The sequence below is a fragment of the Pseudomonas sp. B21-012 genome (assembly GCF_024749305.1).
GTDB lineage: Bacteria > Pseudomonadota > Gammaproteobacteria > Pseudomonadales > Pseudomonadaceae > Aquipseudomonas.
The window spans coordinates 1,448,875-1,461,112 of the sequence record NZ_CP087197.1; the positions used below are offsets into that span (position 1 = coordinate 1,448,875).

9 protein-coding genes and 1 tRNA gene are annotated in these 12,238 nt (G+C 62.4%); 5 read left to right on the forward strand and 5 right to left on the reverse strand.

Translation table 11 applies throughout. The features are described from left to right. Positions 1-194 precede the first annotated feature (194 nt). From dapA to LOY37_RS06660, 5 genes are all read left to right on the forward strand, one after another. Entirely contained in the window at positions 195-1,073 is an 879-nt protein-coding gene (gene dapA, locus LOY37_RS06640) for a 4-hydroxy-tetrahydrodipicolinate synthase (RefSeq protein ID WP_195885872.1), read from the forward strand. A gap of 17 nt (positions 1,074-1,090) precedes the next feature. Beyond that, positions 1,091-2,203 carry an outer membrane protein assembly factor BamC gene (gene bamC, locus LOY37_RS06645; RefSeq protein ID WP_258716507.1) on the forward strand — a complete coding sequence of 371 codons (1,113 nt, stop codon included), beginning with the start codon at positions 1,091-1,093 and terminating at the stop codon, positions 2,201-2,203. Then, the gene (locus LOY37_RS06650) at positions 2,204-2,962 is read left to right on the forward strand and encodes an MBL fold metallo-hydrolase (RefSeq protein ID WP_093386320.1); all 759 of its coding nucleotides are present in this window, start codon (positions 2,204-2,206) and stop codon (positions 2,960-2,962) included. A gap of 27 nt (positions 2,963-2,989) precedes the next feature. Continuing rightward, a complete protein-coding gene (gene purC, locus LOY37_RS06655; protein ID WP_093386315.1) occupies positions 2,990-3,700 on the forward strand; it encodes a phosphoribosylaminoimidazolesuccinocarboxamide synthase in 711 nt (236 codons plus the stop codon). 93 nt (positions 3,701-3,793) lie between these two features. Then, positions 3,794-3,883: transfer RNA gene (locus LOY37_RS06660), tRNA-Ser, on the forward strand. Between the two features lie 125 nt (positions 3,884-4,008). On the opposite strand, the gene LOY37_RS06665 is transcribed toward LOY37_RS06660, so the two are convergent. The 5 genes from LOY37_RS06665 to LOY37_RS06685 all read right to left on the reverse strand — a co-directional run bounded on the left by LOY37_RS06665 (position 4,009) and on the right by LOY37_RS06685 (position 12,205). Further along, a complete protein-coding gene (locus LOY37_RS06665) occupies positions 4,009-6,573 on the reverse strand; it encodes a fimbria/pilus outer membrane usher protein (RefSeq protein ID WP_408980692.1) in 2,565 nt (854 codons plus the stop codon). Positions 6,574-6,657: 84 nt separating this feature from the next. After that, positions 6,658-7,401, reverse strand: a complete 744-nt coding sequence (locus LOY37_RS06670) for a molecular chaperone (protein WP_195885873.1) — start codon at positions 7,399-7,401, stop codon at positions 6,658-6,660. An 87-nt stretch (positions 7,402-7,488) separates the two neighbouring features. After that, positions 7,489-8,085 (reverse strand): fimbrial protein, encoded by a 597-nt coding sequence (locus LOY37_RS06675; RefSeq protein ID WP_093387664.1) that lies wholly within the window; start codon positions 8,083-8,085, stop codon positions 7,489-7,491. Positions 8,086-8,255: 170 nt separating this feature from the next. Then, positions 8,256-8,903 carry a response regulator gene (locus LOY37_RS06680; RefSeq protein WP_123565844.1) on the reverse strand — a complete coding sequence of 216 codons (648 nt, stop codon included), beginning with the start codon at positions 8,901-8,903 and terminating at the stop codon, positions 8,256-8,258. Between the two features lie 71 nt (positions 8,904-8,974). After that, positions 8,975-12,205: a hybrid sensor histidine kinase/response regulator gene (locus LOY37_RS06685; RefSeq protein WP_258716508.1), complete on the reverse strand. Its 3,231-nt coding sequence runs from the start codon at positions 12,203-12,205 to the stop codon at positions 8,975-8,977. Positions 12,206-12,238: the final 33 nt, after the last annotated feature.

Consider the following 12,238-nt stretch of genomic DNA (forward strand, 5'->3'; position numbering starts at 1 on the left):
GGGGCTCAGGATCGAGCCTTGCGGCGCTGGCTACGCGCATTGTCGGCAGCCCGGCGGGCCACTATGTACCGATCAAAGACAGAAGGGTAGCGAAAATGGCCGCCGAGGGGAATGCTCCGCCCGCCTGCTTCGCTTGTGCAAGGCCGATGGCGCCAGTACCATTACCGCTCTCTTTTTCCGGCAGGAGCAGTTTCATGATTGCGGGCAGTATGGTGGCATTGGTCACACCCATGGATGCACAAGGGCGTCTTGATTGGGACAGCCTCAGCAAACTCGTGGACTTCCACCTGGAAAACGGCACCCACGCCATCGTTGCCGTCGGTACTACCGGCGAGTCGGCGACCCTGGATGTCAATGAGCACATTGAAGTCATCAAGGCGGTGGTCAAGCAGGTCAATGGCCGTATCCCGGTGATCGCCGGCACCGGCGCCAACTCCACCAGCGAAGCCGTGCACCTGACCCGCAACGCCAAGGAAGCCGGCGCCGATGCCTGCCTGCTGGTGGTGCCGTACTACAACAAGCCGACCCAGGAAGGCCTGTACCAGCACTTCAAGCACATTGCCGAAGCCGTCGACATCCCGCAGATCCTCTATAACGTCCCTGGCCGCACCTCCTGCGACATGCAGGCCGAGACCGTGATCCGCCTGTCGAGCGTGCCAAACATCATCGGCATCAAAGAGGCCACCGGCGACCTCAAGCGCGCCAAGGCCATCCTTGACGGCGTCAGCAAGGACTTCATCGTCCTGTCCGGCGATGACCCGACCGCTGTCGAGCTGATCCTGCTGGGCGGCAAGGGCAACATCTCTGTTACCGCCAACGTCGCCCCGCGAGAAATGGCCGATCTGTGCGAAGCCGCCCTTGAGGGCAATGCCCAGAAGGCTCGCGCAATCAACGAACAACTGATGCCGCTGCACAAGGACCTGTTCATCGAAGCCAACCCGATTCCGGTGAAGTGGGCTTTGGTCGAAATGGGCCTGATGCACAAGGGCATCCGCCTGCCACTGACCTGGCTGAGCGAATCCTGTCACGATACGGTACGCCAGGCGATGCGCCAGTGCGGCCTGAAGTTTTAATTGAGGACGTACACCGCATGAAGCGATTGGCTGGTCTTTCCGCCCTTGCCTTGATCATCTCCAGTACCAGCGGTTGCGGCTGGCTCTGGGGCGAAGAGGGTTACTTCCGTGACCGTGGCAGCGATTATCTGGAGGCCACCCAGAAGCCGCCGATGCAGCTACCACCGGACGTCAGCAGCGCCAAGCGGCTCGACCCGCTGCTGCCGATCCCGCGCAACGTCGCCGACGACAACGTCAAGGGCGAATTCGAAGTGCCGCGTCCGCTGCCGTTGAACGCCGCGGCCGACATCAGCGATTTCAGCCTGCAGAAGAGCGGCAGCTCGCGTTGGGTCCTGGCCCAGCGCTCGCCGGCCGAAGTCTGGCCAGTGGCCCGTCAGTTCTTTGAAGACAACGGCTTCCGGATTGCCGAAGAGCGTCCGCAAACCGGTGAGTTCAACACCACCTGGCAGCGGTTTGACGAACTCTCGGCGTCCATGGCCAAGCGCCTGGGCAGTGCCTCGAGCAGCAGCGACAACGAAGTCCGTGCGCGCATCCGCATCGAGCCGGGCGTGCAGCGCAACACCAGTGAAGTCTACGTCGTGACCGTCGAACGCCCGGCCGGCAGCACTGCCGAGCAGGAATTCCCGGCGCGCTCTGCCAACACCGGTGTTGACGCCATCCTGGTCGACGAAATGCTCGCCAGCATGACCCGCAGCGCCGAGAAGGGCGGTTCGGTGTCGTTGCTTGCCGCCCGCGACTTCGATACCCCGAGCCGCGTCAGCCTCAGCGAAGACGGCAGCGGCAACCCGGTACTGAACCTGGGCGCCGACCTTGATCGCGCCTGGTCCAGCGTTGGCCGTGCCCTGGAGCAGGGCGAATGGCGCGTTGAAGACATCAACCGCAGCCTGGGCCTGTACTACATCAACCTTGCCGAGAAAGCCGAGACCAAAGAGCAGCCAGGCTTCTTCAGCCGCCTGTTCGGCAGTGCGCCGAGCAAGGAAGAGCGTGAAGCCCGTGCCGAGCGCTACCAGGTTCGCCTGAGCAAGGTGGGCGAAAACGTCCAGGTCACCGTCGAGAAGAACATCAACACCGTGGCCCCGGCAGACGTTGCCCGCCGCGTGCTGAGCGTGATTCAGGACAACCTGGGTTAAGTGCGCTTCGCCGTACTTGGAAGTGGAAGCCAGGGAAATGGCACGCTGATCGCCAGTGGCAATACCTTGCTGCTGGTCGATTGCGGCTTTTCCCTGCGTGAAACCGAGCGGCGCCTGGCGCTGCTCGGCGTTTCTGCGGCGCAATTGAGCGCGGTGCTGGTCACCCACGAACATGCCGACCACGTGCATGGGGTCGGGTTGCTGTCGCGGCGCTACAATGTACCGGTCTACCTCAGCCGCGGCACCTTGCGCGGCATGCGCAAGCCGGTCGAGGCCGCAGGCTTCCTGGCCGCCAACGACACCTTGCAGCTGGGCGACCTGAGCGTTACCGCCGTCGGCGTCACTCACGACGCGCTGGAGCCGCTGCAGTACGTATTTGGTGATGGCAGCCGGCGCTTTGGCGTGCTGACCGACCTGGGCTCGTATGATGCGGCCCTGCTCAGCAGCTACCAGGGCCTGGACGCCCTGCTGATCGAGGCCAACCACTGTCGCGACCTGCTCGGACGCGGGCCGTACCCGATGTTTTTGAAGCAGCGGGTGGGTGGCGACTACGGACATTTGAACAACCATCAGGCCGCGCGCCTGGTGTCGGAGCTGGACTGGCAGAACCTGCAACACCTGGTGCTGGCCCATCTCAGCAGCAAGAACAACCAGCCACAGCTGGCCCGGCAATGCTTCGTCGATACCCTCGGCTGCGACCCGGACTGGCTGCAAGTGGCCAATCAGGATTCCGGGCTCGACTGGCGTGAAATCGCCTAGCCCATCATTTAGCAAGCGGAGCCCATCATGGAAAAACGTGAAGAACTCTACCGCGGCAAAGCCAAGTCGGTTTACAAGACCGACGACGCTGACCGCTTGATCCTGCTGTTTCGCAACGACACATCGGCGTTCGACGGCAAGCGCATCGAACAGCTCGACCGCAAGGGCATGGTGAACAACAAGTTCAACGCCTTCATCATGCAAAAGCTTGAAGAAGCCGGCATTGCGACCCAGTTCGACAAGCTGCTGGGCGACAACGAATGCCTGGTCAAGAAGCTCGACATGATCCCGGTCGAATGCGTCGTGCGTAACTACGCCGCCGGCAGCCTGGTCAAGCGCCTGGGCGTCGAAGAAGGCATGAAGCTCACCCCGCACACCTTCGAGCTGTTCCTCAAGGACGACGCCAAGGGCGACCCGTTCATCAACGAATCCCACGTCGTGGCCTTCGGTTGGGGCACCGCCGAGCAACTGGCGAAGATGAAAGAGCTGTCGCTCAAGGTCAACGACGTGCTGAACAAGCTGTTCGACGATGCCGGCCTGCTGCTGGTCGACTTCAAGCTTGAGTTCGGCGTATTCCACGGCGAGATCGTCCTGGGTGACGAATTCAGCCCGGACGGCTGCCGCCTGTGGGACAAAGAAACCCGCAAGAAAATGGACAAGGACCGCTTCCGCCAGGGTCTGGGCGACGTTATCGAAGCCTACGAAGAAGTTGCCAAACGCCTGGGCGTGCCGCTGTAACCGGCAAGTTCACGCAAGCGCCTGATACCACGCGAATTTTTTTCGCAAACAGGCTTTGCCTTTCGGCAAACTGCTGGTATCATGCGCGCCACTGGAGAGATGCCGGAGTGGCCGAACGGGACGGATTCGAAATCCGTTGTACTGGCAACAGTACCTAGGGTTCAAATCCCTATCTCTCCGCCATACAAGAGAAAACCCCTGAATCGCAAGATTCAGGGGTTTTTTCGTTTCTGCCTATTAATAAGTTCCAGATCACACAGATAACAAAAAGCCCCGCATTGCGGGGCTTTTGGTCACATGAGGCCGCATCAGGGCCGGCACACCAAGCGCTGACGCTCATAGTTCAGCGCCTTGTCCCGCTCCGGCAGGCTATACGGCGCTGTGCACTGGCGCTCGCCCCACTTGATGGTCAGGCTGCCCTGGTCTTCTTCCAGCAACACCAGCGCCTTGCCGTTGGGGTCGGAAATTGCCAGTTGTTTGCCGCTGGCGTCTTCCAGCGAGGCGCCGAACGGGATCATCGCGCCCTGTTCGTCGAACAGCTCGAACTGCACCCGCCGCCCGCTCTTGCCGGTGTAGCGGGCCACTACCACGGCGCCGCGGCGCGGTACCAGTTGCTGGGTGGCGTTGTCGATTTCGATGTCGCCGCCCAGTTCGCGGGTGTCCAGGCTGATCCAGTTGACCCGGTAAGGTTGCGCATTGGGAATCACTGCGTAGCCGTTGCGCCCGGTTTCGACGCCGCTGTAGCTGCTGATCTTGGCGCCCTTGACGCCCGGCACCTGGGCCAGGGCGAAGGTTTCGCCGACGGTCTGGCCGAGGTTGATGCCGCCTTGGTGGGCAACCACCGAGCCCGATACGTTGAGGTTCTGCGAGTCGTAGCCGCGGCCCTGGCTGTAGCCCAGGGTGATGTCGGCCACCGAGGTGCGGGTGTTGAGGTTGGCCGAGGCGGAGTTGCCGCCGGAGCTGCTGTTGCCGCCCTGGACCGAATAGAAGGTGTCGCTGGTCTCGGACAGGTAGCCGTTGACGCCGACCTGGGTGCTGTCGCCGCCTTTTTGTGTGCTGGTGGTGATGAACGCACGCGGCGCCCGGGCGCGGCTGCCCAGCGGGAAGGACACCGACAGGTTGAACTGGGTATCGCTGCTTGAGCCGCCGTAGCCGTCGCCCAAATCCTTGGTGCGGGTGACGCCGAGGTTGTAGCTGGCTTCGCCCCAGTTGTTGCTGTAGCCGGCCGAAAAGCTCTGCGAACCGCCGCGGTTCCAGTAGCGCTGGTCGCTGGCGTTGACGTACAGGCTGCCCAGTTCGCGGTTGCGGCCCATGCTCTGGTTGATGGTCAGGTCGGTGCGGGTCTTGGAGTTGCCTGGGCGCCGCTCCAGGTCGCTGCTCAAATCCTGGACATGGTCGGTCAGGGTGCGGAAACCTTCGGTGGAGTAGCGGTACGCGGCCAGGGTGAAGTTGGTGTCGGTGCCGGTGAAGGTCTTGGCATAGAGGGCACGCACACTGTTACCCTGGGTGGTTTGCCCCAGCGCGCGGCTGCTCGAATGGGTGACGTCGAACGACACCGCGCCCAGCGAAGTGTTCTTGCCGGCGCCCAGCGACAGCGCCTTGTAGTTGTCGCTGGCCTGTACACCGATGATCCCGGTGAGGCTGCTGCTGATACCGTAGGCCAGGGTGCTGCTGAGGATGTTCGGGGTGGCCATGCCGTCGGTGTTGCTGTTGAACTGGCCGGCCGAGACGCTGTATTTGACCTGGCCTTCACGGACCATGATCGGCAGGCTGGAGAACGCCTGGGTGGTTACCCGACGGCGGCCGTCAGCCTCGACGATAGTGATTTGCAGGTCGCCGTTGGAGCCGGACGGGTAGATGTCGCTGATCTCGAACGGCCCGGGCGGCACGCTGGCGGTGTACAGGATGTAGTTGTTCTGGCGGATCTCGACGGTGGCGTTGGTCTGCGCCACGCCACGGATGATCGGCGCGTAGCCGCGTTCGCTGTCGGCGCGCATGCCTTCGTCGGACGCAAGCTTCACACCGCGATAGCGCACGCTGTCGAACAGGTCGGTGTCACTGAAGATATCCCCGGCGCTGAACTGGCCCTTGAGGGCCGTGACGTCATGCTGCAGGTAGCTGCGGTTGCTCTTGAAGGTGCTTGGGCGACCGGTGCTGCTGGTGAAGTTCGACTCGTTGCGCAAGCGCCAGGCACCGAGGTTGATGCCGTTGCGCAGGCCGAGGTTATTGGCGATGCGCGTGTCGGCATCGCCGGCGCTGCGGCTGCTGTTGTACTGGTAGTTGATGAACGCCGCAGGCACGCCGTCGTCCCACAGCGCCGGGTCGACGTAGCCACGGATACCGCGCTGCATTGCCACTTGCGGCACGCTGGCCGCCAGTTGCAGGCGCGCGGCGTCATAGCGCAGGCTGGCCTGGTCGATCAGGCTGGGCAGGTCGTAGCAGCTTTGCGGGGTGTCCGGGTCGAACTTGCCCTGGGCCTGCAGTTTGTTCAGGTCGATGCCCAGCTGTTGCAGCAACTCCAGGGTCAGGCACGGTTCGACGCGGCCGGTGGCCGGGTTGCGGTTGAAATCGATGTCACGCCGGCCCACCAGCACTTCGTTGCTGTACAGGTCGACCCGGTAGTTGCCCGGCAACACGCTGTTGGCCGACAGCAGCAGTTGCAGGTCGACCGACGAAGGTGCGCCTTGCAGGAAGGTGGTGTTGAAGGCTTCCAGTTGTTGCGCATCGCCGGTGTCCTGCGCGGCCAGCACCGGCATCGCGCCAAGCACGGCCAGCGACAGGGCGCTCAACTTCCACAGACGGGCAGTTGCAGACGGAGCGCACGCACGTTGGCCGGCGCAATGAGTTGGCCTGTTACCGGAAGATAAAGACATGCGAAGGAACCTTGTATCCCGAATAACGACTGGGCGCGGCGAGGGGCGCAGTTACGCGCAGGCTTAACGCCTGGGCATTAACCGTTATTGTTTGCCCGGCGCTTGGGCAGCGGTACTTGCCTGGCCGCTGGACAGTGTCGTGGTGTATTGGTTTTGCGCACCGTAATCATTGATGCTGGAAAAACTCAGGCGCACGTTGTTATCGCTACCCAGGGTTTTAACCGGAAATGTCTTTACTTCACCCGGCGCGACCATGGTGGAGTCCGCTGCCAGTTCGCTAAGTTTGCCCGCCTCAAGTTTTATATCCGCCATCGAGACGTGATAAAGGCTCGGGTTATTGACCTGCAGCAGGGTCTTGCCGCTGTGGCGCAGCAGTTGCCATTGCAGTTCGGTCGGCGCCATAAGGGCATTGCCAGGCAAGCCTGCGGGGCGGAAGAAAATCTTGATGCGCTGGCGCACGGCCAGTTGCAGGGTGTTGGCTGCGGCGGCGGCCTGAGGGATTTCCTGGACGTTGAGCCAGACCACCGACTCTTTGTCCGCAGGCATCCCGGCACCTTCGTACAGCACTCGCAGCAACTGCTGTTCACGGGCGAACACCCGTGCCAGTGGCGGGGTTACGGCAAAGGGCACGCTGCGCTGGGCATCGCTGTCGTCGACCCAGGATTGAATCAGCACGTCCTGGTTGCCATTGCGCACGGTGACGTTGGCTTCCTTGTGGTTGCCATCAAAGACAATCCGCGTGGCACTCAGCGAAATACTGGCCATGGCCTGGCCGGCCATGAGCATGCCGAGCAGCCCCAGGCATGCGGGAATAGAACGACGCAACATGGTCTGTACCGTTTGATTCAGGGGTTTTGCTTCAGGGCCAATGGCGAGGCCGGGCGGCCTCGCACAAAGCAGTTCAGGCGCTACGACTTATTCGTATTGCAGGATGAACGGCAGGGTGGCGTCACCGCGACCGGCGGTGGCAGTGCCCGCTGCGCCAGTGGTGACGTAGGCGGCGGAGAAGTTGAGGATCGCGTCGCCACCGGCAGCGCCGGTACCGTGCATGTCGCTCTGGATCATGGCGGTGGTTTTCGAGCTCAGGTCGATCAGCGCGCCGTTGCTGTCGAGCAGGGCGATACCGACGTTGGCTGCAGTGCCGGTGCCTTTGGTCAGGGCCAGGACTTTCTTGCCGGTGACCAGGCCCGAACCGCCGCTGGCGGCGTCAAAGATCATCGAGACTTTGGTGCCCAGGTTGCAGTTGACGTTGAGGTTGAAGTCTTTACCGGTGACACGGCCCGAGGACGGGCTTTCAGCGGTGCCCATGTCCTTGATCGATACAGTGCCCATGTCCACGGAGATCACGCGATCAGCGTTGGCGCCGTCAACCGAGCAGGCGTCGTTGTTGATCACGCCGGTGAAGGTGATCTTGCCGCTGCCACCTTGAACAGGCGTCGTTTCTGCTGCCAGGGCAGCGCCGGACGCTGCAAGTACGGACAGAGTGATAAGGGCCAGGGAGAACTTCTTCATGGTGATGTCCATTTGTATTGGTTGGAAAGTGCTGCATGAAAATGCCAATACACAATAGAACGGGGGGTGTTTGCCGAACATCAGACGATTCTTATAAGGTCTGAGCCCAGGTGGGGCGGGCGTTCTGGCAACAAAGTCTTTATCGGTTCCTGACCTTGTTGCCCGGAAACTTAGTTAAAGATACTGCGCTCCAGGCAATAAGCCAGTAAGTCCTGGTCGCTATTAACATCAAGTTTGCGCATGGCCGAAATCTTTTGCGCGCTGATGGTCTTGGCACTTCGGTTCTGGCTGCGGGCAATATCACTGACACTTTTACCGGCGACAAACAGTCGCAGTATTTCAAACTCTTTGGGTGACAGTGTGGCAAACCGGTCCTCGATCGCCGCGGTGGTTTCGATGACCGAGGTTTTTGCAGGTTCCAGGCTGCGGTACTGGCTTTGCTGGGCCACGGCCTTGAGCGCCAGCTGGATTTCGGTGTGCAGCTGGCTCTTCTGGATCACCCCGACCACGCCCAGCTCATGCAGGCGGGTGAGGATCAGGTGGTTGGAGATCATCGTCAGGATCAGCACCTGCAGGTGCGGAAAGTGTCGTTTCAGGTAATCGACCAGTTTCAGGCCATCACCATACGGCGAGTCGGCCGGCATGTTGTAGTCGGTGATCACCAGGTCCACCGGTTGTTGCTCAAGCAGTTCGATCAGGCCTTTCGAGCACACGGCCTCGCCGACCACGCAAAAACGCTCGTCACGTTCTACCAGTTCGCGCACACCGAGAAGCACGATCGGGTGATCGTCCGCGATGATGACTTTGAGTTTGTCCATAGTGGCTGTCCGTAGTACCGGTATAGAAGGTTAGGGGGTGTCCATACGGCCGCAGGTAAGCCTGATTGTTGTTACTCGAGCGCATCCACAACAGCGGCAAGCCGGCTCAGTATCTGCTGCACTTCAAGGCGCAGGGAAGCATCGATTGTCCCGCCTGCCAGGCGGCACTCAAGCGCCGTACAGTGCTCGGCCAGGTCGCTGGCCTGTACCGCGCCGAGGGCGCCGGCGATGCTGTGCAGCCTTTGTGCGACGATTCTAGCGTCACTTTGCTCCAGCGCGCAGCGGATCAGTTGCAGGTCATCGCGCATGGTGGTGATGAACAGCGGGCGCATCCGCTCTGAAAGCTGCAGGCTATCGGTGGCCGGGGCGGCGGCGGGGGCGGTGAGGGTGTCTGGCTCGACCCGCGTTGCTGCATTCTGCAAGGCCGGGCGGCAGAGCTTGAGCAGGTGGCCGCGCAGGGTCTGCAGGCTCAGCGGCTTGACGATCCAGGCGTTCATGCCGACGGCGATGCAGCGCATGCCCTCTTCGCGCATGGCGTTGGCAGTGACGCCGATGATCGGCAACTGCGGGTCATGCTCGCGCAGGGTGCGGGCCAGCTCATAGCCGTTCATGACCGGCATGTTGACGTCGGTCAGCACCAGGTCAAAGACCTCGGGCTGCCACAGGTGCAGGGCCTGTTCGCCGTTGCTGGCGACCACCGCGGTGCAGCCCAGGGCCTCGAGCTGTTCCTTGATGATCGCCTGGTTGATCGGGTTGTCTTCGGCCACCAGGATGCGCAGTTGCAGGTTGTCGGCCTGCTGTTGCGCGGGCTGCTGCGATGCCTGCGGCGTGCCCAGGCGGGCCATGCCCACCGCGTCGGCGATGGCGCGCAGGTTGTGCAGGTCGACATTCCAGCCCTGCCCGGTGTATTCCGGCGGGTTGCGCCCACCGGCCGTGCACAGCACCCGTGGCCCCGGCCAGGCTGGGGCGTTGGTCGCCGGCAAGGCATCGACCAGTACCGCCGGCGCATGCTTGGCTTCCAGTGGCTGGGGGGCCAGGGCGGCGTGTACGCCGAGGCGGACAAGCCAGTCGACCAGCGATTGCGCCAGCTCCTGTACCGGGGCGCGCACGTAAACCGGGATCGACGCGGCTGCAACTGGTGCGCTGCTTAGGGTTTGGCCTGCCAGCACCGGCAAGCTCATGCGCAGGGCAAAACTGCTGCCCAGCCCCGGTTCGCTGACCACTTTCAGTTGTCCGCCCATCATTTCGCTAAGCCACCAGCAGATCGGCAGGCCCAGGCCTGCGCCACCTTCGCTGCAGGCGTCCTGCACCTGGTAGAACAGCTCGAACAGTTTGGCCTGCTGCGCCGTGGAGATGCCGATGCCGGTGTCGGTGACCTGCCACTCCAGGCTGACCTTGTCATCTTCTCGCGCCAGCACCCGGGTGCGCAGGACCACGCGCCCGGTGTCGGTGAATTTGATGGCATTGCTCAACAGGTTGTTGAGGATCTGCCGAATGCGCATCGGGTCGCCGAGCAGGCGCTCGGGCAGCGCGGCGTCGGTGCAGGCATAGAGCTGCAGGCCCTTGCGCTGGGCGAAGGCGGCATAGGTGTGCAGGGTGTCTTCAATCAGGTCCAGGGGGCAGAACTCGATGGACTCGATCGCCATCTGCCCGGACTCGATCTTCGACACGTCGAGCACGTCGCTGATCAGCTGGAACAAAGTAGCCGAGGAGCGCTGGATGGTCTGCAGGTATTCCTGCTGGCGCGGCTCCAGGCGAGTCAGGCCGAGCAGTTCGAGGGTACCGAGCACGCCGTACAGCGGGGTGCGGATTTCATGGCTCATGGTCGCCAGGAACAGGGTCTTGGCTTCGTTGGCGGCATCGGCGGCGCGCCGCGCTTCTTCCAGGGCCGTGGCATCTTCAATATGCCGGGTGACGTCGTTGAAGGCATACAGGCGCACATCCTGGCCCTGGTAGCGGGTCGAGACAAACCCCACCTGCAGGTGCCGGCCGTCGATTTCCAGGTAGGTCTCACCCGTCTCGCCCTGGTCGGTGCGCCGCTCCAGGGCGCTGATCAGCTTGGCGCTGCCCGGCGACTGCTGGGCCCGCTGGTTTTCCACCAGCACCTGGTTGTCGGCGCGGCGCACCACGCACAGGCCGGTGGGCGCGGTATCGATTACCACGCGGCTGAAGGCTTCGCTTTCGGCGATGCTGGCATGCGCCTGGCGCGCCGGCAGGATCACCTGGCGGCGGTACCAGCGGTTGGCACCCCAGCCCATGGCGACCAGCGCGAGCAGCGCGGCGCCAAGGCTGCTCAGCGGCCACAGGGCATAGCGAAAGAAGCTGCGGTAGTTGAGGGCATAGACTGCCGTCCACGCCGGGCCATTGTGGTTGACCAGCTTGAACACCAGGCCTTCGGGCTTGAAGTTGATCCCCTCATGCAGCGGCGATTCTGGCCACAACGCGCCAATCAGCACCTGGCCGGAAGGCGCCACCAGGGTGAAGTGGTCATAGATCGACCATTCCATGGTGCGTTCGTAGTCATTGGCCTGGGACAAATCGAGGATGCTGGCGATCATCACCCGGGTGTCGGCGCCCTTGATGTGGATTTCGTCCGCGGCCAGCTGGATGCCGATGTACGCCAGCATGCGCGCCGGGCCCGGGCTGGCGGCGCTTGGGCCATAGTGTTGCCAGCAGACTTCACCTTCGCGCAGCAACTGATGGTCGCGCGGCAGGCGATCGATCACGCTACGGATCATGTCGATGAAGCTTTCGTTGTGCGGTACGGTCTTGGCCCCTGCATGGCCTGCGGCCGGCACGGTGATGTCGAAGTTGCCGTGCTGGTTGAACAGGAACACATGCGGCGACTGGTAGTGCGAGGTCGACCAGAACGTGCTGTAAAAGGTCGCCAGGTGCACGCCAAGGGAGAATATCTTGGCGTGTTCGCTGGCGGCGATTTTCTCTGGGTCGATTTTGGCGCTGAAGGGCATGGAGTAGGAAAACTCCTGGCCCTGGTAAATATTCGGGCCTTCTTCCGGCAAGGCTTTGAGCAAGCGCACCTGGGCATTCTCGTCCTTGAGCAACTCGCCCTGATGGCTGCGCTGGGCCAGGCTGCGCAAGAACACTTCCTGCTCGCGGATGTTTTCCATCAGCCGGGCAAAGTGAAAGCGCACGGTGTCGTGCTGCTCCTCGATCAGGCGCTGAAACGACCAGTAGCTGGTGCCGACCAACAGCAAAGCCAGGCCAAGCAACACCATCATCCCTTTGTTCAGACGCAACGAACTGCGGGTGAGTTTTTCCAGCAGGGCGTTGTCGTGCTTCATCAGGAGCTTCCGCAGTATCAGTAAGGGTGGTGG

Coding starts and splice junctions, on each gene's coding strand:
- dapA (WP_195885872.1), top strand. CDS start 195: ATGATTGCGGGCAGTATGGTGGCATTGGTCACACCCATGGATGCACAA.
- bamC (WP_258716507.1), top strand. CDS start 1,091: ATGAAGCGATTGGCTGGTCTTTCCGCCCTTGCCTTGATCATCTCCAGT.
- purC (WP_093386315.1), top strand. CDS start 2,990: ATGGAAAAACGTGAAGAACTCTACCGCGGCAAAGCCAAGTCGGTTTAC.
- LOY37_RS06665 (WP_408980692.1), bottom strand. CDS start 6,573: ATGTCTTTATCTTCCGGTAACAGGCCAACTCATTGCGCCGGCCAACGT.
- LOY37_RS06670 (WP_195885873.1), bottom strand. CDS start 7,401: ATGTTGCGTCGTTCTATTCCCGCATGCCTGGGGCTGCTCGGCATGCTC.
- LOY37_RS06675 (WP_093387664.1), bottom strand. CDS start 8,085: ATGAAGAAGTTCTCCCTGGCCCTTATCACTCTGTCCGTACTTGCAGCG.
- LOY37_RS06680 (WP_123565844.1), bottom strand. CDS start 8,903: ATGGACAAACTCAAAGTCATCATCGCGGACGATCACCCGATCGTGCTT.
- LOY37_RS06685 (WP_258716508.1), bottom strand. CDS start 12,205: ATGAAGCACGACAACGCCCTGCTGGAAAAACTCACCCGCAGTTCGTTG.